A 26,602-nucleotide genomic window follows, 5' to 3' on the forward strand; every position below is an offset into this window, starting at 1 on the left:
GGTACAGTCAAGCCATGGCCCGTCCCCTTGATCACGACAAGCGAGTCGAACTACTCGGCCGTGTTGTCGAGTACATCGGCACCCATGGACTCGACGACTTGACGCTTCGCCCGCTCGCAGCCGAACTCGGTACAAGCTCTCGAATGCTGATCTACTACTTCGATTCTCGTGAGAACCTGATCGTGCAGGCGCTGAGCAGTCAACGACCGGCGTTCGACGAAATGTTCGGCGATGTGCACGATTACGCGCAGCTAGAGCAAAGACTGCATCACCTGTGGACGTCGATGTCCGACGGCAAGGATGTGGTGAGCTCACGAATTCTGATGCAGGTCATAGGTATTGCGTCCATCAAATCCGGTGTTCTCGCGGACTTCGCACGCGACAGCGTGCGTGCACTGACAGACGCATTGGCCGCTGCGATGGCCCGTTGCGGGATGGACTCGGCGACGGCCTCCATGCACGCCACCGCGTTGGGCGCTGGTTTCAGGGGGCTACTTCTCGATCGCTTCACCACGGGGGATTCCGAACGCACCGACGCGGCCGCCGACGTGCTCTTTCGCGCAGCAACGCGACCACGCTCGCTCTAGAGCCTCACCACTGCAGCGGTGAGCTTCCCAACGGACTCGGCACTCCCCACACCGGCGTAGGTACGTCGCTGAACGCCAACGGAAGCACCGGTTCCGTGATCGGCCCGAACGGAGAGTCGACAGTCACCAGGTCGATGTTCGGCCGACTCGGACGGGGGAGTGCGGCCACATCTTCGTGATCGAACAGGCCGAGATCCTGTACCCACATGCACACCCGAGCGAGGTTGACGCGAACGCGCCAGGAACCGCCCATGATCGCACGACGACGCAGCGCCGCCACTGTTCCCGCCGCACCCAGGTACGCCGCAAGGTAGTCGTTGAGTAGGTGGGTAGGCGGAAGGGACGGGCGACCGTCGAAGTTCTCGGACTCTGCGAAACCCGTTGCAGAGCAGGCTAGTTGATCGAATCCACCGCGTCCACCCCATGGGCCGTCCGCGCCCCAGCAGTGATACTCGCACACCACCACACCTGGACGGAGTGCGGCGAGATCGTAGGCACCGAACCCTCGCCTATCCATGCCGCGATAGGAATCGACCACGACATCGGCTCCAGCGCAGAGCCTCCGGAACGCTGCACTCTGTTCTGCATTCCTCAGATCGGCGAATGCGTTCCGCTTCCCTCCTCCCGTCATCGTCACCATCGCGTTGGGATCGGGCAAGTCCGGCCTGGACACATGCATCACGTCGGCACCGAAAGTCGCGAGCAATCGCGTCGAGACCGGCCCGGCGATGACGTGTGTCAGGTCTGCCACCCGAACTGCACTCAGTGGCGGCCAATCCGAACCGCCGGGCAGTGCCTCGCGCGGCCCCGGACCGATTTGCTCGAGTTCGATCACCCCTCGTCCGAGCAGATACCGGGCCATGTCCGTCGCACGCCATTCCTCGGTGCTGCGGACGACTGCAGCGACGCCCCCACTGGCACTCACCGCGTCCTCCAGCGCGTAGGCGTCCCAATGAGCCGCTGCCTCGGCGATGCGCTCGGGAAACGGAGGGCAGTTCAGCACCCGACACACGGCGTCACGGAGACCGGCGTAGGTGGTGATCAGGAAGATCCATCGACCGTCACGGCACTGATAAAAGTCGTTGTTGCCCAGCGCACGAGGGTCTTCAGTCAGATGCGCCGCGGGGACGCCCGATACGGTGGTGAGGTAGGCGGCGCGGAGTTGATCGATTGCGTCTTCCGCTCTCACCGTCACGGTCTGCGGTGCGACCCCGGCATTCTCCGCGATGCCTGCGATCTGCAGTCCGAACGTCGCAATCGCAGCCGAGGTCGCGTCGGCGAGTCGATGTGGCGACGGGACGAGTGGATCACTACCCACTACGGTCGCGCAGGACCGAATCGGATGCCCGTCGACGGCAAGTAGCGTGTCCAGTTCGTCTATCACAGAAGCGGTTCGAGCGTTATCGACCGAATCGTGCAAGTAGGTGTTCGTCATACATCCACCATTGCGTGGAGGTATTCGCCTGGCTTGCGTCTACGTATATCCGTAAGTTTTCGCCCTCGAACGCAGGCAGTGCGCTATTTTGAGTCGCGGAAGTACGGTTCGACCGTGCCCTTGAGCTTGACGAGCATGGGATTTCCGTAGCGATCCTTCGCGGTCGGGACTTCGACTCGCACCCACCCCTCCGACACGTTGTATTCACGAATACTCGTCTTCTCGACGCCGTTGAAGCGAATACCCACGTCGCGGCGAAGGACCTCTTCGTTGTAGAAGGTGCTGCGCGGATCGATGGAGAGATGGTTCGGTGGAACGTCTGCGTTCTGGTCCTCGGGCATGGATCACTTCCGTTGAATGATGCGTCGGGTGCTCGGTTCGATTCTCAGCGAGAATACGCGACCCAACGTTGGACCAGCGCCGTTGGTGTTGATTAGCGACCTCGGAGATGCTGTCCGCGCAGGCGGACAGAGCGAAAGTGATTCTCAGACAATGGAAGCCGAGGTCAGCCAAGAAGGGCTGCGGGGGAGGCGCAGCCGACACTGCCCATGATCGTGCAGTGACCCGGTAGGAAGATTCGGATGATGTCGTCGACCTGCTCGACAGTCAGACCCGACGATCCGAACGTCGGTGGCACCGGGTCGCTGGGAGCAGCGGATGCGGAGGGGGCTGCGCCCAGCATTGCCACAGCGACGAAGCTGGATACGACCAGGGTGCGCACGCGGTTCGATTTCATGTTCGGCCTCTCGTCGGATTGGTGGCGTAACCATAAACCGAACGATAGGTTTGTTCAACCCCTGTTCGCACGCGAGCGAGGGCTGATCGCTGCCGGTGTTCCCCGTTGTTCCGCCGGACAGTTGGGATAAAGCCCGTTGACGGTCGACGCCGGACGAGCGCAGACTCGGGTTCATGGATCTCGAGCACCTCGTCGTCGCCGTCGGCGACCTCGTCATCGGACGCGGCACACTGGTGGCGGACTCCGATGGTTCGCTGTTCATCGAACCTGATACACCCGGTCGGGCGCCGGAATCCTCGAGTATGGCGCGGCTACCGTTGATCGGCTCCGATCTCGATGCCTCCTCGGCCGGCAACCTGGTTGCCATTCGCGGAACCTTCCGGGCGGACGGAGTTCATCTGCGCGACATCAGGATCGTCGAGGCAACCCCGTTTCCCGGCGCGCCCACACTGAGAATTCCTGGACCACTCCACACCAACTGGACTCGCGCGGACGTACTCGACACAGTCGAACATGACATGCCGGCAGGAAACGAACTGCTGGCCGGTAGCGGCGGGACAAGGAATCCCGACGGGTCGGACACGTTCACGCTCTTCTTCCTGTACATCGACGACGCGGCCGCCGCCTGGCTACGCCGTCCTCACCCCGGCCCGATCGACGTGTGGACCGCACTGACCAAAGATCTGCGGTCGCCCGACCGATCCGACTAGCCCCGCGCCATGTCCACGAATCTCGACAGGTGAAGCTGGTGTGCCACAGTGATTGTCGCGGTCGGACCGTTTCGGTGCTTGCCGAGGATCAGGTCGGCCTCACCGCCGCGGGGGTCGTCGCGCTCGATCGCGTCGGGGCGGTGCAACAGAATCACCATGTCGGCGTCCTGCTCCAGTGATCCCGACTCACGGAGGTCGGAGACCATCGGCTTCTTGTCGGTTCGCTGCTCGGGACCACGGTTGAGCTGACATACCGCTACCACCGGGCACTCGAGTTCCTTGGCCAACAGCTTGAGCTGACGGGAGAAGTCCGAGACCTCCTGCTGACGGGATTCGACTTTCTTGCCCGACGACATCAGCTGAAGGTAGTCCACCACAATGAGTTTGAGTCCGTTGCGCTGCTTCAGGCGTCGAGCCTTCGCACGGATCTCCATCATCGTCAGGTTCGGCGAATCGTCGACGAAGAGCGGTGCTTCGCTGATCTCGCTCATGCGACGGGCCAGCTTGGTCCAGTCGTCGTCGGTCATCTTTCCCGAACGCATGTCACCGAGCTTGATCTTCGCCTCGGCGGACAACAGTCGCATGACGATCTCGGTGCGACTCATTTCCAGGGAGAAAATGACACTGGGCATACCGTGCTTGATGGAGCACGAACGCATGAAATCCATTGACAGCGTTGAATTGTGGGTAGGAATCATAGACTCGCTGGCGAGATAGAGGTGCTCCGCATTGTCGACCTCCACGCAACGAACCGGAACCGAATCGACCCGACGAACGTCGACGATGAATCGAGATCCCGACCTTGCGGTAGATCCCGCAGCTCGACGTTCCTTGTGCAGCATCTGCTTCCGGTGCAGACCGAACACGACATCGTCCGTCGCGAACGACGAACCAGACCAGACATAGCCGAGTGAGACGACCAATTCACTCAGACCGCTCAATGGTGCGACCTCAATGGATCCGTCGTCTGCAACCGAACCCGCGGTGTCCAGAATGCCGGCGAGGAGCTCACGTCGCTGGCTCTCCGACGCGCGGAGGTAGCGATCGGGAACAGCGTCGAACTCCGCTTCCACTCGCGCCGCAATTTCCGCGTCCGTTCCCGGCAGCCCGCCGCCGAGGGCAACGCCCGCCACGTAGGGGGGCACCGGAAAGGAGACAGCGGGTTGCTGAATGGCCACTGCGTTCCGGACGGAATGACCGCCGGTGGCACAGATCTGCTCGGTCGTGAACACGCCAGAGAGACCGGCACTCTCGGTCAACCACTGATGCTCTGCGTCGGCGACGATGACTGTGCCGTCGGAGAATTCGACTTCGTAGCACGGTCGATCGAGCATGACGTCCGTGGCCGCCACGACACGCGTCGGCATCCCGTGCGCATCGATGAGGTGATCACCCACCGCCACCTCGCCCATCGTGGTCCAGCCGTCGGGCGTCGGAAGCGGCGTGTCGAGAGCGAGCGCCTTACCTACGCCAGGTCGAGCCGCCACGATGATCATCTGACCAGGGTGAAGACCGTTGGTAATTTCGTCGAGTTCGGCGAATCCGGTCGGCACACCGAGGGAGATACCGCCACGGCTGGCGATGGAGTCGATCTCGTCCATCGTGGGCTGCAGCAACTCTTCCAGGGGCAGGAAGTCCTCGGACGTACGTCGCTCGGTGACCTCGTAGACCTCGGCCTGCGCGCGGTCGACGACCTCGGCGACGTCCTGACCATCGGCTCCGGCGTAGCCGAACTGCACGATGCGGGTACCGGCCTGCACGAGGCGGCGCAGAATCGACTTCTCGGCGACGATCTCGGCGTAGTAGCCGGCGTTGGCCGCAGTGGGCGTCGTCTGAGTCAGCGTGATCAGGTACGGCGGACCGCCGATGCGCTTCAGCTCGCCGCGTCGATCCAATTCGGCCGAGACGGTCACCGGGTCGGCGGGCTCGCCGCGGCTGTAGAGGTCGAGAATCGCGTCGTACACGTTCTGGTGGGCCGGTCGATAGAAGTCACCCGGCCGAAGCACTTCGAGCACGTCGGCAATGGCGTCCTTGCTCAGCAACATTCCGCCCAGGACGGACTGCTCGGCGGCCATGTCCTGCGGGGGCTGGCGACCGAAATCCTCACCGGGTCCCTCGCTGGAAGAGGAACCGGAGTAGTCGGACTGTCCTCGATCGTCCACAACTGCCACGCGAACCGGCCGTCCTCTCCCCAATAGTCTTCAGCACCCCGAATACCACCCGAGCGTGCGCTCGAGCAAGTTCTACCCCCGGGCACCGACAGGTACTGATCGACACCGGATTCACACCGTCTCGTCGCCTTTGCGGGGCATCGAGAGAGACGCTGCACGGACGTTAAGCGCTATCGGCAGGAGTCACAACACGGCCTGTGCATGAAGCTGTGGACGAAATGTGGATGAGGTTGAACAACGGTGTTGACCACCTGGGGATAACCTGGGTATAACTTTCACAGTTTCGGCTGTTCAGCCTGGTCGAAGGGTGTACATAAAGTTTTCTTCCTGTGCATTGATTCTGGATCGGCGTGTCGGCCGAATTGACAGCTCGGGCGTGTTGAGTAAATAGCGGGTGAACCCGAGGGTGAACCAGGTCACATGGACTGGGATTGCTCACAGAAACAGACCACTCTCCCGTTACACCAGAAGGGGTCCGATTCCAGGCTGGGAATCGGACCCCTCGTTACTGCCGGTCAGACGTCATGCATCGCGCTTCTGCGGGCAGTCGGCCGGATCCAGCACGGTGACCTCCTTGGTGCCGATCTGGAGCACCCGAGCGGTTGGAATGTCGAAGAACAATCCGGTGATGTGCAAGCGCCCCTCGGCATTGGCTCGACCCACCACGCGATGACGAGTGAGGGTCTGCAGCTGTACGGCCACGTTCACCATGGCGAGTTGATCCGCTTCACCGAAGCCGAGCTCCGCCGCCTGACGGCCCACCACGTGCCCGCTGCGGTACGCGTCCACACTTGCCACCGCGTGCCCCAGCCACTCCGCCACGGACTCGTCGGCGGCATTCTCCGGCCCACTCAGTACCGCTTTCATGGCACCGCAGCCCGAGTGTCCGCACACCACAACCGACGAAGTGCCCAACTGATCGACACCGAACGCCAGCGCAGCCTCCACCGAGCAATCCTGCCCCTTGGCGGGAACGAGATTGCCCATGTTGCGGACCGTGAACAGATCGCCCGGCCCGCTGCTGGTGATCGTATTGGGCATGACACGCGAATCGACACAGCAGAGAAAAAGCGTGTCCGGATCCTGGGTGTCGGTCAAACCCTCGAGGTGCGGACGAATATTGGGGGCATGGGTGCGGTGATATTCGGCCACTCCGCTCATCACCGCCCGTAGCGCTACCGGCGAATCCTCCTGCGCATCATCACTCTTGAGCTGCCACGCGCGCCACGGAGCCAACGAGCTGCGCACTGTCGCAGACCCGCGCTTGGGCGGACCCTCGGCCGCTGCGGCCATCGACGCCGTGCCCACTTCCTCGACTTTCACTGTGCCGCCACCGAGTTCGTGCTGACGTATCCACTCGTTCAGGGCGTCGTGCACCGCGTGGTCGAGGAAGTCCACTCCCAGATGCACGGTGACGGCGGTTCCGGCGGGGACGGTGGACAGAACATGCGTCAATCGGGGAAGCGCCAGAAAGCTCAACGACCCCTCGGTGGTGACGCGCCAGGTGCCGTCGACCGTTTCCTCTGCGCGGACCTTCGCCCACACCACACGGCGCAGCACGAGAATGATCGACAGCGCCAATCCGATGAGGACGCCCTCGAGCAGATTGAGTGCCACCACACCGACGACGGTGACCGCGTAGACCGCGATGTCACCGGTCTTGTTCGCAATCTTGATGTCCGCCAACTTGATCAGCTGCACACCGATCATCACCAGCAATCCGGCAAGGGCAGCGAACGGCACCAGCTCGACGATCGAGATGAACAGCACCGAGAAGATCAAAATCCACACGCCGTGCAGAATCGCCGACGCACGAGACTTGGCACCGACCTTGACGTTGGTGGCACTACGCACGATGACGCCGGTGATCGGCAGACCACCGATGGCACCGGAAGCCATGTTGCCCGCACCCTGTGCCATCAATTCTCGGTCGAAGTTGGTGCGTTCACCACTGTGCATCTTGTCGACGGCCACCGCGGAGAGCAGGCTTTCGACACTCGCGATCAACGCGATGGTGATGACACCGGTCACGAAGGCGCTCCACTGCCCGTCGGGCATGACGGGGAAGCTCAACGCGTCGATCAGGTTGCCCGGCAGTTCGATTCGCTCGACATCGAGGGAGAACAAGATCGACACCGCGGTCGCACTCACCACTGCGACGAGTGCAGCGGGAACCTTGGCTACCTTCGCCACCATGCCGGACAGCTGGGCCAACCGGGGCCAGGCGAACATGAGCACGACCACGATTCCGCCGACGATGATCGACGGCCATTGGCCGTTCGCGACGGACGTGGGAATTGCGAGGATGTTCTGCACGGCCGAGCTCTCGGACTCGCCTCCCAGGAGTACGTGAATCTGTTGCAGCGCAATGGTTATGCCGATTCCGGCAAGCATGGCATGCACCACCACTGGCGAAATTGCCAGCGCGCTTCGCGCAATTCGGCTCATTCCCAACAGGATCTGCACGGCACCGGCCAGAACTGTGATGGCACACGTGATGCCCCATCCGAATTGGTTGACCAACTCGGCAACCACCACCGTCAGACCCGCGGCGGGGCCACTGACCTGCAGTGGTGATCCGCCGAGGATGCCGGCGAGAATGCCACCGACCACGGCGGCGATGAGGCCGGCCATGATCGGGGCACCCGAGGCGACGGCGATGCCGATCGAAAGTGGCACTGCCACAAGGAAAACGACCAAAGAGGCCGGGAGATCGTACTTCATTATCGACCCGATCCGAGACTGTGGCTCGGATCGGGTCTTCGGGCTGGGTTCCGAGTCGTGCTCTGCTGTCGTGGTCACGGCAGTTCCTCCGGGCGTCTAGGCGTCAGGTCGGTCGATCATGTTCCGGCGTCGAACGTCGCCCCCACGTAAAGGTTACGCAAACCTTGGCTAAAGATGTCATCGAGAGAGATCCTTCACAAATTGGAACCCATTGGGACAGTTGATCTTTGTGAGAAGACACGAAAAAGCCCCACGAACCGGAGTTCGTGGGGCTTTGCTCGACCGAAACGGGCCGAAAGCTGAAATCAGCTTCCGACGACCTCCAGCTTGAACTTGGCGGTCACGTCGGGGTGCAGGTTCACGACGATGTCGTGCTTGCCCGTGGTCTTGACGTGAGCCTTCGGCAGATCGATGCTGCGCTTGTCGACAACCGGTCCGCCGGCAGCCTTGAGTGCAGAAGCGACGTCCGACGCGGTGACCGAGCCGAACAGCTTGCCCGAGTCGCCCGCGGTCTTGACAGACAGCGTGACGGACTCGAGGCCCTCGATGGCCTGCTTGAGCTCGTTGGCGTGCTCGAGGCCGCGCACGGCCCGAGCTTCCTGAGCGCGGCGAATGCCGTCGACCTGCTTCTGAGCTCCACGGGTGGCCTGGATGGCCAATCCGCGGGGCAGCAGGAAGTTACGGCCGTAGCCGTCCTTGACCTCTACGGTGTCGCCAGGCGCACCGAGGTTGTCCACATCAGCGGTGAGGATCAGTTTCATACCAATCGCCCCTTTCTATCGAGCCGTCGCGGCGTAAGGCAGCAGTGCTACCTCACGCGAGTTCTTCACGGCAACGGCCACGTCACGCTGATGCTGGACGCAGTTGCCGGTGACACGGCGAGCGCGGATCTTTCCGCGATCGCTGACGTACTTACGCAGCAACGTCGTGTCCTTGTAATCGATCGACGCGTTCTTTTCCTTGCAGAAGGAACACGCTTTCTTCTTGAGCACCTTGTCGCGCAATGGCGGTTTGGGCATGGGTCTTTCTCCGTTACATCTGGTTGTTCTCGATCGAAGGATCTAGAACGGTGGCTCTTCGTCTCCGCCACGTCCGCCGAAGGAGCCCGACGCCGCCGGGGCACTGCCCCAGGGATCGTCTCCACCGGAACCGGAGTTGGACGAGGAGTTCGAGCGGCCGCCGCTCGATCCGCCGGAGGAACCGGAGCCGGAGCCGGAATTGAAGCCGCCTCCGCCGCCACCTCCACCGCGGTTGGCCTTGTTGACCTTTGCGGTGGCGTAGCGGAGTGAAGGTCCGATCTCGTCGACCTCGAGCTCGACGACTGTCCGCTTCTCACCCTCACGCGTTTCGTACGAACGCTGCCGCAACCGTCCGCTCACGATGACTCGTGAGCCTCGGGTCAAGCTCTCGGCAACGTTCTCCGCTGCCTCGCGCCAGATGTTGCAGCGCATGAAGAGCGCGTCGCCGTCTTTCCATTCGTTCGTCTGACGATCGAATGTGCGCGGGGTCGATGCAACCGTGAAGTTGGCAACCGCCGCACCGGCGGGGGTGAATCGAAGTTCTGGATCAGCCGTCAAGTTTCCGATGACGGTGATGACGGTCTCGCCTGCCATGGTTCCTCTTTCAGTAGTAAGCGTTGTAGATGCCAGCCTAGAGGCGGGCAACGACAATTACTTGCCCTGTCGCAGGACCTTCGTGCGCAACACGGACTCGTTGAGTCCGAGCTGACGATCCAGCTCGCTGACGGTGGCAGGCTCGGCGTTGAGGTTCACAACGGCGTAGATGCCCTCGGCATGCTTGAGGATCTCGTAAGCCAGACGACGCTTGCCCCACACATCGACCTTGTCGACGGTGCCGCCATCCTTGCGAACGACGTTGAGGAACGTATCGAGCGACGGAGCGACAGTGCGCTCGTCCAGATTGGGGTCGAGAATGACCATCAATTCGTAATGACGCATAAGACCTCATCACCTCCTGTGGACTAGTGAAAACGGCCACGGACTATCCGTGGCAGGAGGGTCGTTGCGTCAGCAACCCCTCGAAGATACACGACAGGGCGCTGACCTGCTAATTCCTGCTGGGCGTACAGGCCGGTGTGCGGGCGTCATAGTCTTGCATCATGCGATCCGGGGTCCGCGCCAATCCGATGACGGTCGTCGTGGTCGTGGCGACGGCCGCACTCGGACTGATTCTCGGATATCTCAACAAGGCCCGCTGCGCGGTCGCGCCGTTCGATGCGTCGGGTCGAAGCACGATGTTCGACGCGATCAAGGATTCCTCGGTCTGCTACTCCGACATCCAGTTTCTCTGGCTCGGTCGCGATATCGACAACCACATCTTCCCGTACATCCACGGAGCCATCACCAGCGACGGAATCCTCACCGGAGGAACGGTGGAGTACCCCGTCCTCAGCGGCCTGCTGATGTGGCTGGGTGCCATTCCCGCCCATACCGACGCGCAGTTTCTGCTGACCTCGGCGTTGATTCTCGCGCCCTTCGGTCTGGTCACCGCATGGATGCTCGGCCGGATGGCCGGCTGGTCGGCACTGCTGTGGTCGATCGGCCCGCCGTTGGTGATGTACGCCTTCCACAACTGGGAATTGCCCGTGGTCGCCGCCGCCGTCGGCGCGATCTTCGTCATGACGTTGCCGATGCCACTGCGACGGCGAGCAGTTCTTGCATCGGTGCTGTTGGCGATCGGCTTCTGCCTCAAGCTCTATCCGGGTGCATTCGTGCTTCCGTTGATCGCGTACGTGGTCACCAGGGGAGTCGACGGTCATGAGGACGCGGACACCGCTCGGGGACGCTGGGACATCCGCGGCGGCCTGATGGTTGCCGGTGCCGCGATCGGCACCGTGGTTGCGGTGAACCTGCCGTTCGCAGTGCTGGGTTACGAGGGGTGGCGCGCCTCGTTCACGTTCCAGTCGCTGCGCCAGGCGGACCTGACCACCAACTCCATCTGGTACTGGGGATTACGCCACTTCTACATCAGCGACCAGATGACACCCGATGCGTACACCGAGGCCGAGGCGTCGTTCCAGGACGTGGTGGACGTCGCGTCGCCGCTGCTGGTGTTCGTCGCATTCGCTCTCGCCCTGTGGCTGGGGTGGCGTCGCGCAAAGGTGGCCGGTACCTACCCCTGGGTGGCGGTCAGCGGATCGATGCTGTGCGGATTCATGCTGCTGCACAAGGTGCACTCGCCGCAGTACACGCTGTGGCTACTGCCGTTCCTGGTGCTCCTTCGGGTTCCGTGGGGACTCGTCGGCGCATATTTGCTCGTCGATCTGTCGATGGGAATCGGCGTCTTCAAGTATTTCGCGGCGCTCGCCTCGGGTGCCGACGCCAACAACGAGGAGTTCTTCGTTCTCGTCGGGGTATGGGGACGCGCGCTGCTGCTGATGGTGTTCTTCGTACTGTTCATCCGGGCTCGGATGCGCGTCCCCTTCCCGGGCGAAACCGACCGATCGTCTGTATTATCGCCCCGACCAGCAACGATATCGCTGACGACATCACCGGGGCAGTAATACCGAGGGCGGGGCGGGGACGTGACACAGGTGTCGAATTCTCAGGGGAACACGAGCAGTGGGACCACCGAGGTACGACGCGTCGGTCTGGTCGAGGATCACGAATCGGTGGCTCTCGGACTCCAGGCGATGCTCGCGGCCGAACCGGACCTCGAGCTGGTGTCCATCGCGGCCACCGTGGGTGAACTGCTCGAACAACGGCAGACGCTCGATCTAGTGGTGCTCGACCTGCGACTGGGTGACGGCTCGTCCCCACGATCGAACGTGGAGCAGCTGCACGCCGCCGGTGCGCGCGTCCTGGTCTACACCGGCGCAGAGAACGCGTTTCTGGTGCGCTCCGCGGCCCGAGCAGGCGTGCTTGGAGTAGTTCGGAAATCTGCACCGGCGTCCACGATCGTGTCCGCCATCCGGCGCGCGGCAGGCGGCGGCCAGGTCGTCACCACGGACTGGGCTGCGGCGATCGACGGCGATCCGCAACTTCCCGACGTGGGCCTCAGTCCGCGTCAACGTGAGGTGCTCGCCCTCTACGCGTCGGGTGAGAAGGCCGCACGAGTGGCCAGTCTCGCCGGACTGTCCGAGCAGACCGTCAACGATTACCTCGTGCGCATTCGGAACAAATACGCCGAGGCCGGGCGGCCGGCACCGACCAAAACCGATCTGTACAAGCGCGCGGTGGAAGACGGTTGGTTGCCGATGCCCGAACTACCGCCACGGGACTGATCCCGGCTGTGGTTCATCCCACAATCTCGGGGCAGGTCAGCACAGCGGTTTTCGCCGGCCTTAGAGGCGCACAGGGCGTAGTGGTGACCGCTCGGACCTTGCCTCCCGGGCGCGGAACGATCGCGTTAGTCCTGGTCAGCGACTTGAGCCGGGACTTACGAAACGAGCTCGATGCCGACGGGCGCGAGTCTGTCGTACCGACGTGACACGCTGACGAAACTGTTGACGGTTCAATGCCCCTGGAAATCAGGGCAGAAAACCTGCGCTTTACCTGTGAGAATCGTTCTCGTTGGTTTAGTTGGTCTCAACCCACTACGGCGTCCGGGAGATTTGATGTCTGCACTGCTCGAACCTTTGCCCTCTGCGAGCGATTCGTCCATCCCGGCGGCACGCCGTTCGCGTGGGCCGATCAGCCTGGTTCCGCCCGCTCTTCAGGTACACCCCGGCCCAGTGCATGCGAGCCCGTTCCCGCCGCGGCCCGACCTCACCGGTCGCGAGATCGAGGTGCTGCTCTGCTGGATTCGACACGACTCGAAGACCGAGGTTGCGAAAGCGCTGTTCCTGTCGCTCGGCACCGTCAACACCCACCTCACCCGCATTCGGGCCAAGTACACCTCGGTAGGGCGGCCCGCCCCGACCAAGGCCGGCCTGGTCGCGCGGGCCCTCCAGGACGGACTGGTAGATATCTCGGAGCTGTGAGACCGCAGGTCAGACGCTGACTGCGGTCTCCACGCCTTCCTTTTCGAGGCGCTTGTTGCGTCGGATGCTGCTCAGCAGAGCCGCTCCGATGAACAGGATGCCGACGAAGCCGGTGATCAGCTCGTTGATGTGAACACCGATCGAGACCAACAGAATGATCGCCAGGGCACCGATCGCCCAGTGCGCCCCGTGCTCGAGGTAGACGTAATCCGACAACGTTCCCTTGCGTACCAGGAACACTGTGATCGAGCGGACGAACATCGCGCCGATGAAGCCGAGTCCGAGCGCGATGATGATGGGGTCCGCGGTGATCGCGAAGGCACCGATGACGCCGTCGAACGAGAAGGACGCGTCGAGCACCTCGAGGTAGAGGAACAGGAAGAAACCGGCCTTGCCTGTGGCCTTCGCCAGTTCACTGGGTCCGCCCGACGACTCTTCGCCCTCTTCTTCGACGTGGAACAGCTCGCCGAGACCGTTGACCGCGATGTACGTGATCATGCCGAGCACGCCGGAGACCATGACCGTGGAGATCTTGTCGTCCTCGGCGAGGAATTCAGCGCTCAGGACCAACAGCAGGCCTGCGACGACAACGGAGAGCTGATCGAGGCGGCCGATCCTCGCGAGAGGCTTCTCGAGCCAGCTCAGCCAGGTGATCTCGCGATCCTCGAAGATGAAGCCGAGAAACAGCATCAGCAGGAACATGCCGCCGAACGCTGCGATCTGCGGATGCGCGTCGGTGAGGAGTGTCTCGTAGCTGGGCGACCCGTCCGGGAAGGTCGCGGCACCGTCGGCGGGCGGGTTGAGCGCCAGGTCGATGGCGGCGACCGGACCGAGGCCCGACGCAGCCCAGACGATCACGAGCGGGAACAGCAGCCGCATACCGAACACGGCGATGACGATGCCGATGGTGAGGAAGATCTTCTGCCAGAACTCGCTCATCCGTCGCAGCACGGTGGCGTTGATGACGGCGTTGTCGAAGGACAGGGACACTTCGAGCACGCCGAGGATGAGGACGAGGATCATCGCCTCGATCCCGCCGTAGAGGAAGGCCACGATGACGGAGACGATGGTGACCGCGATCGACCATCCGAAGATCTTCACAACCACAGGTGTGGCCTTTCTCGAGACAAATACGGAAAAACCCCCGCCCATCATGAACGATGAAGCGGGGGTATCCCCAATCTTGGGAGAGTCTTGACTAGACGTTTACTCCGAAGTCGCGGGCGATGCCGGCGAGGCCGGATGCGTAGCCCTGACCGACTGCGCGGAACTTCCACTCCGCGCCGTTGCGGTACAGCTCACCGAAGACCATGGCGGTCTCGGTGGACGCATCCTCGCTGAGGTCGTAGCGAGCAAGCTCGGTGTTGTCGGCCTGGTTGATGACGCGGATGAACGCGTTGCGCACCTGACCGAACGACTGTGAGCGTGCGTCCGCATCGTAGATCGACACGGGGAAGGTGATGGTCTCGATCTCCGGCGGTACAGCGGCGAGGTCGACCTTGATCTGCTCGTCGTCTCCGTCGCCCTCGCCCGTGGTGTTGTCACCGGTGTGTTCGATGGAGCCGTCGGGAGACTTCAAGTTGTTGAAGAACACGAAGTGTCCGTCGCTGAGTGCCTTCTTCGTCGAGTTCAGCGCGATGGCGCTGGCATCGAGGTCGAAGTCGGTACCGGTCGTCGTGCGGATGTCCCACCCGAGTCCGACCACGACTGCGGTGAGGTTCGGAGCTGCTTTGGTGAGCGAGACATTGCCACCCTTGCTGAGGCTGACGCCCATGGAGAGGTCCTTTCGCAAATGGTTTCCCGTTACGGGTACAACCGTAGTGGGAATGTCCGGTTCTTGGACGTACTCCGCCAACGAGTGCGACATCGCCAGGGTTCCCGTCAGTACTATCGAGCAGGTGACAAGTCGCTGGCCTGGGGTGTTCCGTAGAGGAGCCGAATCCGACGCCTCCGCGCGCCGATCCCAGGACAACGCCGTCGCCGCCTTCCTCGATATGGACAAGCGCCAGTCCATCGCGTCCGCAGGCGTCGAGGCCTCCACCGCCTTGCGCCCCGAGGACAGACTCGCAGCTCGATGGGCCGACACCGAGAAGCAGTGCTTCGACGCCGGTGCCGTCTACCTCGCCGCAACCGACCAATTCGACGGAATCACCACGGCTGCCGCCAGATCGGCCTTCGACGATGCGACCCGACTGCTGCACGATGCCAGCGTGGCCGTCGACAGGTTCTACGACGCCCACCGCAGCTCCCTCGAGCAGGCCTCTTCCCAATTCGCGGCCACACCGCGCCTGGTTCAGGACGCACTGACCGAGGCCGATGCAGCCCGAGCCACCGTCGACGAGCAGTATGCCGGGTACCCGTCACTACGGAGGGCGTGGCGCGAACTCGATTCGGCGACAACACAACTGCAGAGCAATCAGCGCGATCCGTTACGCGCACGCGAGCATGCCGCCCAGGTGCGCGAGCGAGCCGCAGCTCTACGCGCGGCGGTCGAATCGGCCCCCGGACGACTTCAGGAGGCCAGAACTGCTCTGTCCTCGGTTCGCACCCGAATCGAAGCCGTCCGAACTCGATCCGAAGGCATCGCCCCGGCCTTCTCCAGCTTGCTTCGCGAGTTCAATGCCAAGAGCTCGGCTGATCTCTCTCGTAACGAACGGTCGAGTTCGCGCCACATCGAGCAAGCGGACGAGGATCTGCGGGCAGCGCGTTCGGCGCTCGACGCCGGGAACCCCGAACAATCGTTGGACCTGGTGACCCAGGCGCGCCAACACCTGAGCGATGCCGAACATCTGGTCGACGCGGTGACCGATCGAGTTCGTCTACTGCGCGCGGTGAAGGCCGATCCGAAAGAGACCGAGAACAAAGTGCGGTTCAAACTTCGTGACGCTCAACAACTCGCGGTCAATCGTGGCCTGGTTGCCGAATGGGGCTCGGTGTTGGATGCTCAGCTCGCCCGGATCGACAGGGCGAGCACGGCGCTGACGGGTACCCATCCCGACTACTGGTCATATCTGCAGGATCTGGATACCATTTCGGACTTCATCGCAGGCGTGATCGAGCGCATGCGCGGCTCGCACTGATCACATTCACACGAAGGACAGCGGTGCAACACTTTCGCCATCTCGACGCAGACACCCGTGCACGAGTGTTCTTCCGGCAACCGGAAGACATCGAGACGAGCGACGGAAACGACGTCGTGGCAACAGCTCTCGGAGCCACGCTGTACATTCCGGCAACACGCCCAGACCTCACCGCGACGGTGAACAAACGCACCGACGAGGGCGTGCGGTCCATCGTCATCGATCTCGAAGACGCTGTCGCAGATCATGATCTGGAAGAGGCGTTGGCAAACGCCATCCGAACTCTGAACGAACTCTCGGGTACGAGTTCACTCGTGTTCGTCCGGGCGAGAACCCCCGAGCACATCCGAACCATCTGCGCCGGACTCGACCGGGGAGCGGGCGGGCTCGCCGGATTCGTCGTACCGAAGTTCACTGCGGCGCGCGGAGCCGCGTTCCTCGACGAGATCGTTGCGGCGTCGCAGTCACATGGCACCCGCCTGTTCGCGATGCCCGTCCTCGAATCGCCGGAGGTAGTACACCGCGAGACTCGGGACGTGGAACTCGTTGCCATCCGCGAGCTGCTCGGGACCTACCGCGACACGGTGCTGGCCGTGCGCATCGGAGCCACCGACATGTGCGGCACCTTCGGCATCCGACGCGACCGCGACCTGACGATCTACGACGTCCGCGTCGTCGCCGACGTCATCAGTGCCATCGTCAACCATCTGGGGCGCCACGATGGGTCCGGATACGTCATCACCGGTCCGGTGTGGGAGTACTTCGCAGACCACGAACGCATGTTCCGTCCGTTGCTACGGCAGACGCCCTTCGTCGACCAGGACGCCGTCCGCTTCCGCCAGCAGCTGGTGAGCAGTGACCTCGACGCCCTCCTGCGCGAGGTTGCTCTCGACCGGGCCAACGGAATCCAAGGCAAGACCGTCATTCATCCCTCGCACGTCCCCGCCGTTCACGCGTTGTCCGCGGTGACGCACGAGGAGTATCACGATGCACTCGACATCCTCTCTTCCGACCAGGGTGGCGTGCAGGCGTCGGGCTACCGGAACAAGATGAACGAGCTCGGCCCACACCGCAATTGGGCTAGCCAGACGGTACTGCGCGCCAAGGCATTCGGAGTCACCAACGAAGGAATCACGTTCGTGGACCTACTGACCGCGCTGGCGCAGCGATGAACCACAATCCAGCCGACGGCATCACCTTGACCGATACCGGCTCGTCGTCGTCCTGGGCTGCCACGCAGTTGGTTCGACCCGGCCTGCGGCGCAACCCCCGGCGTGCCCACTTGCTGGTCTCGACCGTGCTCGGCAAGCACATCCCCGTCGATCCCGACGTCGTCGTCTCGGCCGGAGAGGAACTGGCTGCTCTCGTCGCCAGCGCAGTGGGCGGGTCCGATGTGGATGTGCTCGGATTTGCCGAGACCGCAACGGGATTGGGACACACCGTCGCGACTGCCCTGGGTGCACACTGCTACCTGCATTCGACTCGGCGCACCGTTCCCGGGATGACCGTGCACGGCGAGTTCGAGGAGGGGCATTCGCACGCCACCGATCACCTGCTGATGCCGACATCGCCCGATCTTCTCGACGGCGATCTGCCGTTGATCCTGGTGGACGACGAGATCTCGACCGGAGCGACGGCACTGGACGCGTTGCGGCAGATTCACTCCTCGGCCGGCCGCACGCATTACGTCATCGCATCGCTGGTCGACATGCGCACCGCCGAGCATCTCACTGCTGCCGAGGCAGTTGCCACCGAGCTCGGCATCCGAATCGACAACGTCAGCCTCGCACAAGGATCGGTGGAGCTCGCCCCCGGATTGGTGGAGACGGTACTCGCCCTCCCCGACCCGCAGTTCAATCCCGTTGCTGCTCTGCCCGGTTCGGTGCGACGGATCGACGCTCAGTGGCCGGCGACGCTACCCGACGGCGGGCGGCACGGCTTCCTGCGCTCCGACGCGGCCGGTTTCGACATCGCGATCGATGCCGTTGCCGAGACCGTCGATGCTGCATTGGCCGACTCGACGTCGGTGGTGGTGATCGGCCACGAGGAGCTGATGTATCTACCTCTCCGGCTGGCGGCCACGCTACAGAAACGGGGACACACCGCGCTGTTCCAGACCACCACCCGATCGCCTGCATACGTGGCGGACGTGCCCGGCTATCCATTGCGGCGCGGGTTCGAGTTCACCGCCCCCGAGGACGAATCGGCTCTGCGTTACCTCTACAACGCATCTGCACCGGACGACGCGACGTTGATCCTGGTTGCCGACGCCCCCGCAGACACCGATGCCCTGGCGTCCGCGGCCGACACTCTCGCCGCGTCGGGTGCCGACGTCGTGCTCGTCGTCCTCACGGGTGCCGACCCGATCGCGCTCGAGCTCTCCAGGCGGGCACGACCGCTTCGTGGACCCGAATTCGGTTCGTACGCAGCAGAAGAAGTCACCTGGCTACTCAAGGACCTCTCGTCGGTCTCGTTGGAAGCCGAAGTCGACGAGCGCGAGAAGGCGATTCAGGCCGGCACGGCGCACTACGCCGAGTCGCTTCCCGTCGAATACCAGCCGGACCTCGCCTACCGTGAGCTGTTCGAGAAGGTGTTGCAGGAGAGTGCGTCCCGGCTGGCCGTCGCGGTCGGTACCGTCACCGAGGTCGTCCTGGCCGAGCGCGGACACGACATCGTCCTCGCATCACTCGCGCGCGCAGGCACGCCCGTCGGAATCCTGATGCGCCGCTGGGCATTTGCTGCTCATGGTATCGAAATTCCGCACTACGCCGTCTCGATCGTGCGTGATCGAGGTATCGACAGCGTGGCCCTGCGATACCTTGCCGACCATCACGACTCACGCTCGGTGGTGTTCGTGGACGGTTGGACGGGCAAGGGTGCGATCGCCCGCGAACTCACCGCTGCACTGCGGGAATTCCCGGGAGCCGAGTTCGACGACGATTTGGCCGTGCTCGCCGATCCGGGCAACTGCGCTCGCACGTACGGCACCCGAGACGACTTCCTCATCGCCTCGGCCTGCTTGAACTCGACTGTGTCGGGTCTGGTTTCACGGACCGTGCTCAACGACAGCCTGATTCGACCAGGCGACTTCCACGGCGCGAAGTATTACGCCGACCTCGCACCCGACGACGTGTCACGCCATTTGCTCGACACCGTCGCGGCACGTTTCGACGATGTCCGGGACGAGGTCGACGCCTCGGTGGCAGCGGTGCTGGGCTCCGACCGAGCCCCCACGTGGTCCGGCTGGGCATCGGTGGAGAAGGTCCGCGAGGAGTACGGCATCTCGCACGTCAACTTCGTCAAACCCGGCGTCGGAGAGACGACGAGAGTGTTGCTGCGCCGCGTTCCGTGGCGAGTGCTGGTGCGAGACGCCGATGCGCCGGAGCACGAACACATCAGGATGCTGGCCGCGGCCAGGGGAGTCCCGGTGGACGTGGTTCCCGACCTCGCCTATTCGTGCATGGGACTGATCAAGAACGTGTCGAGCGGGGAGGCGTCGTGAGCGCTCTCGTCGCGGTGGATCTCGACCGCACGATGATCTTCTCCGAGGGTGCGCTCGGGGTCCCGCTGGACGACACGTTCGAGTGCGTGGAGGTGTACGAGGGAAAACCGTTGTCGTACATGTCTTCTCGTTCGATCTCTCTGCTGCGCGACATGAGCGAGAGTGTCGTGGTCGTGCCGACCACAACACGTACCATCGAGCAGTTCCGCAGGATCGCGCTCCCAGGAGCCCCGTGGCGGTACGCCATCACCAGCAATGGCGGCAACATTCTCGTCGACGGTGAACCGGACATGCACTGGCGCAACGGGTTCGATCTGGATCTGGCGGGCATCGGGGCCGAGTTGAGATCGCGGGTGTCCGACGAGTGGGTACTCAAGTACCGCGAGGCCGACGGCCTGTTCTGCTATCTCGTCGTGGACACGACGGCCGTACCGGAGGACTTCGTCGCAGAATGGTCGCAGTGGTGCGCCGCACGGGACTGGAACGTCTCGCAGCAGGGGCGCAAGATCTACACGATGCCCAACGCTGTGTGCAAGAGCTCCGCGGTGGCCGAGGTTCGTTCCAGGCTGATCCAGGACGGAACCCTCGACGCGGATGCCCGAGTCCTCGCCGCAGGTGACGGCGCACTCGACGCCGAGATGCTCATCGCTGCCGACGCCGCTATCCGTCCGCGACACGGCGAACTGGAGCTGCTCGGTTTCACCCGCCCCGGGTTGACGGTCACCGATTCTTCCGGCGTCCGGGCCAGCGAGGAAATTCTCGAGTGGCTACGGAACCGAACGGCCGTGCGACGCGTCTAACTGGTCGTCGGGGGGACAGACGTAGGGCAAGGGGTGGGTATGGCGGATCCGTATGCAGAACTCCAACAGCAGGTGCAGGCCATCATCGATCACGGGCCTGGAGCCGGCTTCGGTCCTGAGGCCGTCAATTCGCTGATCGAGAACACGTTCTCGAAGAAGAACGGTTCGTACGGGTACGAGGGCGAGTACGAACCGAACGAGGTTGTGGTCACCGAGCCTTTCGAGGTGATGAAGCACGCGGAGATCGTGCAGAAGGTCAACACTCTGGCGGCGGAGTCGATATCGACGTCGTCGCAGAACTGGAACGACCTGGCCGCCGCAGCAACCGAAGGATCCGACGGCTTCCGGACCGGGATCGAAAGCGCGATGAATTCCGGCTGGTCGGGGCCCACCTCCGCCGCCGTGCGGGGCGGAATCGGCGACTACACGTCCTCGGCCACCGCGCTGTCCACCGCCATGACCATGATCAGCAACAAGCTGCTGGAGGCACACGCAGGATTCATTCAGACCAGGGCTGCCGTGCCCCCGATCGTCGACATCGGCGTCGGCGCGAGCATGCTCGAGTCGTCGTTTCCGAGCGGACTGCCGTTCGCCGATTCCATCAAGGAAATAGCTCGGCTGCACGACGAGCAGGAGGAGCAGGCGCGCCAGGTCATGCGCTCGGTCTACGTGCCGGGCGTGCTGCAATCCGACGCCCAGGTTCCGGTGCTGCCGGCGGCACACAACCCCGTCGCCGATGGTGGGGGTGGCGGTGGCATTTCGTCCGGCGGCTGGGGACAAGGCGGGAACGGCGGCGGATCCGCCTCTGGTGTCGGTGCGGGATCTACGGCTGCAGCTGGCCCGGCTGCAGCTGGGACACAGCCCGACAGCACGAAGCCTGCCGATACCGGCCAACCGGGGACGGGACCAGAACAGCCCCGATCCGGGGACGCGGGATGGCTGCCGCCTGCCGACAGCACCGGTGAGACGCGTGCCGCATCGGCATCCGGTCCCGGACCTTCCGGCGGCGCAGGTTCTGGCATCGGCGCAGGTTCCGGGGGGAGCGTTGGTTCCGGCAGCGGCTACGGCTCGGGTTACACCGGTTACGGCAGCGGTTCTGGCTACGGCGGCGCGGGTGGCGGTTCCGGCTCGGGATTCGGCGGGGGCTCCGGTTATGGCGGCTCCGTACTCGGCTCACCGATCGGCGGCGGGGCAGGCAGTAGTGGAGCGGGTGGCGGACCGGCCGGCGCAGCAGCGTCGGGCCGGGCAGGGGCACACGGCACACCGGGGATGGGCGGCATGGGGGCGGGAGGCGCGAGGGGAGCCGGCGACAACAACACCGACCATGCGACTCCCGGCTACCTGGTGGACGTCAGCAACGGCAGTGAGCTGATCGGTGATCTACCCCTGGTCGCACCACCGGTACTCGGCGGCTGAGGATGACGAGCTGGACGATGAGCGGCATCGATTTCATGATGCTCTGCAGTCGATTCGGACGAGACCGGCTGCCCTACCCCCTGGCGGTCACCGTCGACGTCGACACCGCGGACCGATACCGACTTCTGCGCCGCGAGGCCTCGGCGAGAATCGATGCTGTGATGGACGACAACCTCGGCGCAGCTGTTCGCACCCTCGTCGATCCGATGGTTCGCATCGAATGCCGCGGCGACACGAACGATCCCCACTACGGAACCATCCGTGCCCACGCCGCGGTGCGCCACGACGTTGCTGCCGTGCTCACCCAGCAGCCGGGACCCGATAGCACCTCGGGTGGTGCCGTCACGATCTCGTTGACCAGCCCTGCTCAGGCACCTGCCCGAGTTCTCGGCTCCATTCCCGCCGATGCGGCGGGCCGGCGACCGGCCATGCGACTCGAACGTTCCAGTGCCACAAAGGCATCGGGAGGACGGCATCTGTCCACCGCGACCCGAGGGGCCACCGCGGACGAGCAGTTCCGGACGTTCTTCCACCGCCCCCGGTCCTCGGTCGGAGAGGTCATCGTCGCGCGCGGTAGAACCTACGACAACCGACGCGACACCGACGCGGTCGCGTTCTTCTGGATGGACTTCGAGCGGGACGGTCGCTACATCGTCTACTCCGAAGACTCCATCGACATTCTGCCTGCCGATACCGCCGGCGTGGCGTCGGAGATCGGTCACCACATGGCGGTCGCACTGCGACGGTAATTCCGGCCACCCCTTGACACCCTATCGATAAGCGATAGGTTATCGATATTCGTTGTTATCGACTATCGATATGGAGGTGCGGGATGGCATACGGACTGGGTTCGGCACGAGCCAACAAATGGGCGATGGCGCTGTATGCGGGAATCGCGGTGGTGTGGTCGGGGTGGAGGCTGTGGAGGTACCACGCGTCGGACTACGTTCTGGCGACGTTGGAGCCCAGGCGTGACACCCCGCCTGCAGAACTGTTCGGTGGCCAGTTGCAGCCGGGGAACGCGATCGAGCTCAGCGTGCCGAAGTCGGAACTGACGCGACTGATGGGCGTCATCGATGTCATGCGCTACGGCTCCATCGTCATCGGGATGGTCATCATTCTCGCAGGCCTACTGTTCGTCTACCGCTTCTGCGACCGCGTCATCGCCGGCGACCCCTTCACCAACGGAGCACGCAACGACATCGTGTTGATCGGCGTCTGCATCGTCGCGTACACCGCCATCACCGGATTCGTCGATATGCTCGGCACCAACAGTGTCGTCGGAGCCCTCGACCTGAGTGAGATCGTCGATACCTCCCGATCCAACGCCGGTCTGTACACAGCGGTCGTCATCGCAGTCTTTCTACAATTCGTCTACGCCACGATCACTCAGGGCTCCAAGCTCGCTCGCGATGCCGATGGTCTGGTCTGATGACGGAGGAGTTCGTCGACCATCTGGTCGTCTGCCATCTGGGCGAGATTCTCGACGCCCGCGGCATGACGCTTGCCGAACTATCGCGTCTCGCCGGGGTCAGCGTCGTGAATCTCTCGGTGCTCAAGAACGACCGCGCCAAGGCCATCCGATTCTCGACGCTCACCGCGGTGTGCCGCGTCCTCGGCTGCACGCCCGGAGACCTGTTCAGCCTGCGACAGATCTGACGTCCGCTCAGCCACACCAGTCGGACAAATCGAACAAGTACATTGGATGACGGTAACCAGCACTTCGAGAGAGAGTCCATCACATTGTCTGCTCCGGCCGGTCAACCGTTGTCCAAGGGTCAGAACGGGCCCCTCACCGTCGGTGACGTCGTCGTCTCGATCGCACTGGCCGTACCCGCGGACCTGTCCGCCCTGCTCGTCACCGACGCCGGGAAGGTACGGACGGACGCCGACTTCGTGTTCTTCAACCAGCCCACCGGTCCCGGCGTACGCCTCGAGCCCGGCCAGGGCGGTCCGGCCCGGCTGGCAGTGTCGCTCGCCGCAGTTCCCACCGACATCGAGCAGATTCGCGCGGTCATCACCCTCGACGACGCGTCGAGCAACTTCGGTCGTTCCACCGCCCCCATCGCACGGGTCAGCGACACCGCCGGAAATGTGTTGTACGAGTACACCATCGATGGGTTGAGCTCGGAATCCATCGTGATCGCACTCGAAATCTACCGTCGCCAGGGCAGCTGGAAAGTTCGAGCCGTCGGGCAGGGTTACGCCGGTGGATTCGCCGCGTTGGTGACCGATCACGGTGTGTCCGTGGACGACGCCCCGGCTCCCGCGCCGACACCTCCTCCCGCCACCCCACCTCCTCCCGCCACCCCACCTCCTCCCGCTGCACCGCCGACACCTCCTGCCGCACCGGCTCGCACCGAGGCTCCGGAAGTCAGCCTCACCAAGTCCAAGCCCGTCAGTCTCACCAAGGGCCAGAAGGTCACTCTCCGCAAGGACGGCGGCGTGGCCCTGACGGTCATTCGCATGGGACTGGGCTGGGACCCGGTGACCACTCCCAAGAAGGGCGGCCTCTTCGGCGGCGGAGGCCGCGCCGCGAACATCGATTTGGACGCGTCGGCGATCATGCTCGCGGATCGCAACGTCAACGACGTCGTCTACTACGGCCAGCTCAAGGCCAAGGACGGCTCGATCGTGCACCAGGGCGACAACCTCACCGGTGAGGGCGAGGGGGACGACGAGGTCATCGTCGTCGACCTGACGCGGGTGCCCCAGCACGTCACCGGCATCATCTTCACGGTCACCTCGTACCGTGGGCAGACGTTCGAGCAGGTGGCCAACGCCTTTTGCCGCCTCGTCGACAACACCACCAACACCGAACTCGCCCGCTTCACTCTGCAGGGCGGCATGCCGTTCACCGGCTTGGTGATGGCGAAGGTGTATCGCCAGGGCAGCGAGTGGAAACTACAAGCCATCGGCGACGGCATCGCGGCCAAGCACGCCGGTGAAGCCGTCAAGCAGCTGGGCCGCTATATGTGACCGGGCGGGCCCTGACCCGATCTGCAGCGCCGTCGAGAACGCCACCGAGCGGGTCGACGGCGTTGCCGTTTCGAATGAGGTCTTCGGACGGCCGGTAGATCTGCCGAATGATCAACGCGCACAACCCGATCACCGCGATATCGCGCACCACGACGGCTGCGGTGAACCATTGCTCGGGCACGCCCTTGTTCTCCACGCCCAAGTAGTAGTACATCCGCGGGAACCAGACGAACGCGTCGATCGTCATCCACGCCAACAGGATTCGGCGATGAGGCAATGCCAGTACGGCCAGTGGAACCAGCCACAGCGAATACTGCGGGCTCCATACCTTGTTGGTGAGCAGGAAGCCGGCGACCACCAGGAATATCAACTGCGCGAGCCGCGGCCGCACGGGGGCCGTCGTGCCGATGTAGGCGATCACCGCACACACGATGGCGAACAACACCAGCGTCACGGCATTGAGGATCAGGGGCTTGGCGCCTGCATAGAGCGGACCGTCGAAACCGGGCCAGCCGGTGAACGAGGTGACCACGTTGTACAGGGAATCGGGGTCGGCTCCGCGCTCGGAGTTGAGCCGGAAGAACTCGTACCACCCCGACGGATACAGCAGCGCCAGAGGAAGATTCACGGCCAGCCAGGCTCCGATGGCAGCGCTCGCGGTGAGGCCCCACTCCCGCATCCGGCCGGTCCGCCAGCACAGCACCAGCAGCGGACCGAGGAACAGCAGGGGATAGAGCTTGGTGGCACCGCCGAGTCCGATCAGCACACCGGCGAGAACCGGCCTCTTCTTGGCCCATGCCAACAGACCGGTGAGCGCGAAAGCCGCGGCCAGAGCGTCGAAATTGGTGAAGCCGTGGACGATCACCAGCGGCGACGCGGCGACCAGGGCCGCGTCCCAGATCCGCCGTCCCGCAGCTATTGCCGTGGCCCACACGGTGACGAGCCAGGCGACGGCGAGACCCAGGGCAACCACGTTGAAATACACGACGACGGGCAGGGCCTGGGGAAGGAAACTCAGCGAGTTCCACATCTTCCCGACGACCATCGAGCCGTACTGGTACAGCCCCGCGAGCACCGGGTACTCCATGTATCGAACCTGGGTCGAGCCGTCGGCCTTGGTTTCTTCCCAGGACTTCTTGTACGGGAACGCGCCTTGGTCGAGTCGCTCGGCACCGTACAGCGGCACGGTGTCCGAATAGCACATGGCCACGTACTGCCGGCTGCCACTCCAATCCAGTCCCAGTTCACCGTTGGGACCGACCGGAGCCTGCTGAATGCACGCCGCCTTCGCGAACCAACCGAAGCACAGGAAGATCACCGCCAACAGCAGGATCACCCGCAGTGCGGTGAACCACCGTTGCCGTCCGATCACCGCGTGACGTCCGACCGGACCGCCGATGACCGAGGACAATTCCCCGGCCATCGGATCGGTCCGACTGGGTAGATCTCGGTCTTTCTCGCTCGCCGAGTCGAGGCGACCGGGGCTCGCCAATGCTCGACCCTTGCGGTCGGGTTCGGTC

General features: G+C 63.7%; 26 protein-coding genes. 14 read left to right on the forward strand and 12 right to left on the reverse strand.

The genetic code is table 11. From position 1 onward, the window contains the following. The first annotated feature begins 14 nt into the window (after nucleotides 1-14). Nucleotides 15-587, forward strand: coding sequence for a TetR family transcriptional regulator (locus ASG84_RS17560; protein ID WP_057478309.1), 573 nt, complete (start codon nucleotides 15-17; stop codon nucleotides 585-587). Nucleotides 588-591: 4 nt separating this feature from the next. Here the strand turns inward: ASG84_RS17560 and ASG84_RS17565 are convergent, their stop codons facing one another. The 3 genes from ASG84_RS17565 to ASG84_RS17575 form a co-directional block, all read right to left on the reverse strand. Then, nucleotides 592-2,022: a CoA transferase gene (locus tag ASG84_RS17565; protein WP_057478310.1), complete on the reverse strand. Its 1,431-nt coding sequence runs from the start codon at nucleotides 2,020-2,022 to the stop codon at nucleotides 592-594. Nucleotides 2,023-2,105: 83 nt separating this feature from the next. Beyond that, nucleotides 2,106-2,363 carry a DUF3297 family protein gene (locus ASG84_RS17570; RefSeq protein WP_057478311.1) on the reverse strand — a complete coding sequence of 86 codons (258 nt, stop codon included), beginning with the start codon at nucleotides 2,361-2,363 and terminating at the stop codon, nucleotides 2,106-2,108. A gap of 164 nt (nucleotides 2,364-2,527) precedes the next feature. Continuing rightward, entirely contained in the window at nucleotides 2,528-2,758 is a 231-nt protein-coding gene (locus ASG84_RS17575) for a hypothetical protein (protein ID WP_057478312.1), read from the reverse strand. Nucleotides 2,759-2,931: 173 nt separating this feature from the next. Between ASG84_RS17575 and ASG84_RS17580 the strand changes: the two genes are divergently transcribed. Beyond that, nucleotides 2,932-3,468, forward strand: a complete 537-nt coding sequence (locus tag ASG84_RS17580; RefSeq protein WP_057478313.1) for a hypothetical protein — start codon at nucleotides 2,932-2,934, stop codon at nucleotides 3,466-3,468. Here ASG84_RS17580 and dnaB read toward each other — a convergent pair. From dnaB to rpsF, 6 genes are all read right to left on the reverse strand, one after another. Further along, on the reverse strand, nucleotides 3,465-5,639 hold the full coding sequence (dnaB, locus tag ASG84_RS17585; protein WP_057478314.1) for a replicative DNA helicase: 2,175 nt from the start codon (nucleotides 5,637-5,639) through the stop codon (nucleotides 3,465-3,467). The genes ASG84_RS17580 and dnaB overlap by 4 nt on opposite strands. A 522-nt stretch (nucleotides 5,640-6,161) precedes the next feature. Next, nucleotides 6,162-8,441 carry a SulP family inorganic anion transporter gene (locus tag ASG84_RS17590; protein WP_057478315.1) on the reverse strand — a complete coding sequence of 760 codons (2,280 nt, stop codon included), beginning with the start codon at nucleotides 8,439-8,441 and terminating at the stop codon, nucleotides 6,162-6,164. 227 nt (nucleotides 8,442-8,668) lie between these two features. After that, a complete protein-coding gene (rplI, locus tag ASG84_RS17595) occupies nucleotides 8,669-9,124 on the reverse strand; it encodes a 50S ribosomal protein L9 (protein WP_057478316.1) in 456 nt (151 codons plus the stop codon). 15 nt (nucleotides 9,125-9,139) lie between these two features. Further along, on the reverse strand, nucleotides 9,140-9,382 hold the full coding sequence (gene rpsR / locus ASG84_RS17600; protein ID WP_008711381.1) for a 30S ribosomal protein S18: 243 nt from the start codon (nucleotides 9,380-9,382) through the stop codon (nucleotides 9,140-9,142). 42 nt (nucleotides 9,383-9,424) lie between these two features. After that, nucleotides 9,425-9,976 (reverse strand): single-stranded DNA-binding protein, encoded by a 552-nt coding sequence (locus ASG84_RS17605; RefSeq protein WP_032378699.1) that lies wholly within the window; start codon nucleotides 9,974-9,976, stop codon nucleotides 9,425-9,427. A 57-nt stretch (nucleotides 9,977-10,033) separates the two neighbouring features. Continuing rightward, on the reverse strand, nucleotides 10,034-10,321 hold the full coding sequence (gene rpsF / locus ASG84_RS17610) for a 30S ribosomal protein S6 (protein ID WP_008711385.1): 288 nt from the start codon (nucleotides 10,319-10,321) through the stop codon (nucleotides 10,034-10,036). A 161-nt stretch (nucleotides 10,322-10,482) separates the two neighbouring features. On the opposite strand from rpsF, the gene ASG84_RS17615 reads away from it, so the two are divergent. The 3 genes from ASG84_RS17615 (at nucleotide 10,483) to ASG84_RS17625 (ending at nucleotide 13,305) form a co-directional block, all read left to right on the forward strand. Beyond that, nucleotides 10,483-11,886 carry a glycosyltransferase family 87 protein gene (locus ASG84_RS17615; RefSeq protein WP_082521061.1) on the forward strand — a complete coding sequence of 468 codons (1,404 nt, stop codon included), beginning with the start codon at nucleotides 10,483-10,485 and terminating at the stop codon, nucleotides 11,884-11,886. A 21-nt stretch (nucleotides 11,887-11,907) separates the two neighbouring features. Then, complete coding sequence (locus ASG84_RS17620) at nucleotides 11,908-12,606, forward strand: response regulator transcription factor (protein ID WP_442970974.1); 699 nt, start codon at nucleotides 11,908-11,910, stop codon at nucleotides 12,604-12,606. Between the two features lie 333 nt (nucleotides 12,607-12,939). Then, the gene (locus ASG84_RS17625) at nucleotides 12,940-13,305 is read left to right on the forward strand and encodes a response regulator transcription factor (protein WP_057478317.1); all 366 of its coding nucleotides are present in this window, start codon (nucleotides 12,940-12,942) and stop codon (nucleotides 13,303-13,305) included. Between the two features lie 9 nt (nucleotides 13,306-13,314). Here the strand turns inward: ASG84_RS17625 and ASG84_RS17630 are convergent, their stop codons facing one another. Both ASG84_RS17630 and ASG84_RS17635 read right to left on the reverse strand, forming a co-directional pair. Next, nucleotides 13,315-14,412 carry a DUF475 domain-containing protein gene (locus tag ASG84_RS17630; protein ID WP_057478318.1) on the reverse strand — a complete coding sequence of 366 codons (1,098 nt, stop codon included), beginning with the start codon at nucleotides 14,410-14,412 and terminating at the stop codon, nucleotides 13,315-13,317. A 91-nt stretch (nucleotides 14,413-14,503) separates the two neighbouring features. Beyond that, a complete protein-coding gene (locus tag ASG84_RS17635; protein WP_057478477.1) occupies nucleotides 14,504-15,079 on the reverse strand; it encodes a TerD family protein in 576 nt (191 codons plus the stop codon). 220 nt (nucleotides 15,080-15,299) lie between these two features. Between ASG84_RS17635 and ASG84_RS17640 the strand changes: the two genes are divergently transcribed. From ASG84_RS17640 to ASG84_RS17680, 9 genes are all read left to right on the forward strand, one after another. Then, nucleotides 15,300-16,385 (forward strand): hypothetical protein, encoded by a 1,086-nt coding sequence (locus ASG84_RS17640; RefSeq protein WP_057478478.1) that lies wholly within the window; start codon nucleotides 15,300-15,302, stop codon nucleotides 16,383-16,385. Nucleotides 16,386-16,408: 23 nt separating this feature from the next. Further along, nucleotides 16,409-17,557 (forward strand): HpcH/HpaI aldolase/citrate lyase family protein, encoded by a 1,149-nt coding sequence (locus tag ASG84_RS17645; protein ID WP_057478319.1) that lies wholly within the window; start codon nucleotides 16,409-16,411, stop codon nucleotides 17,555-17,557. Continuing rightward, entirely contained in the window at nucleotides 17,554-19,887 is a 2,334-nt protein-coding gene (locus tag ASG84_RS17650; protein ID WP_082521062.1) for a phosphoribosyltransferase, read from the forward strand. The genes ASG84_RS17645 and ASG84_RS17650 overlap by 4 nt, the downstream gene beginning before the upstream one ends. Beyond that, nucleotides 19,884-20,687, forward strand: coding sequence for a hypothetical protein (locus ASG84_RS17655; RefSeq protein WP_057478320.1), 804 nt, complete (start codon nucleotides 19,884-19,886; stop codon nucleotides 20,685-20,687). Before ASG84_RS17650 ends, ASG84_RS17655 begins: the two co-directional genes overlap by 4 nt. Nucleotides 20,688-20,726: 39 nt before the next feature. Next, nucleotides 20,727-22,103 carry a PPE domain-containing protein gene (locus ASG84_RS28560; protein WP_057478321.1) on the forward strand — a complete coding sequence of 459 codons (1,377 nt, stop codon included), beginning with the start codon at nucleotides 20,727-20,729 and terminating at the stop codon, nucleotides 22,101-22,103. 17 nt (nucleotides 22,104-22,120) lie between these two features. Next, nucleotides 22,121-22,852 carry an ESX secretion-associated protein EspG gene (locus ASG84_RS17665; protein WP_162248358.1) on the forward strand — a complete coding sequence of 244 codons (732 nt, stop codon included), beginning with the start codon at nucleotides 22,121-22,123 and terminating at the stop codon, nucleotides 22,850-22,852. An 83-nt stretch (nucleotides 22,853-22,935) separates the two neighbouring features. Beyond that, a complete protein-coding gene (locus tag ASG84_RS17670) occupies nucleotides 22,936-23,535 on the forward strand; it encodes a hypothetical protein (RefSeq protein WP_235581718.1) in 600 nt (199 codons plus the stop codon). Continuing rightward, nucleotides 23,535-23,762 carry a helix-turn-helix domain-containing protein gene (locus ASG84_RS17675; RefSeq protein WP_057478323.1) on the forward strand — a complete coding sequence of 76 codons (228 nt, stop codon included), beginning with the start codon at nucleotides 23,535-23,537 and terminating at the stop codon, nucleotides 23,760-23,762. Before ASG84_RS17670 ends, ASG84_RS17675 begins: the two co-directional genes overlap by 1 nt. An 84-nt stretch (nucleotides 23,763-23,846) precedes the next feature. Next, the gene (locus ASG84_RS17680) at nucleotides 23,847-25,082 is read left to right on the forward strand and encodes a TerD family protein (protein WP_235581719.1); all 1,236 of its coding nucleotides are present in this window, start codon (nucleotides 23,847-23,849) and stop codon (nucleotides 25,080-25,082) included. Here the strand turns inward: ASG84_RS17680 and ASG84_RS17685 are convergent. Beyond that, a complete protein-coding gene (locus ASG84_RS17685; RefSeq protein ID WP_057478482.1) occupies nucleotides 25,057-26,505 on the reverse strand; it encodes a glycosyltransferase family 87 protein in 1,449 nt (482 codons plus the stop codon). The genes ASG84_RS17680 and ASG84_RS17685 overlap by 26 nt on opposite strands. Nucleotides 26,506-26,602: the final 97 nt, after the last annotated feature.

Origin of the sequence: Rhodococcus sp. Leaf278, from assembly GCF_001426085.1 — a bacterium.
Taxonomy (GTDB): Bacteria; Actinomycetota; Actinomycetes; order Mycobacteriales; family Mycobacteriaceae; genus Rhodococcoides.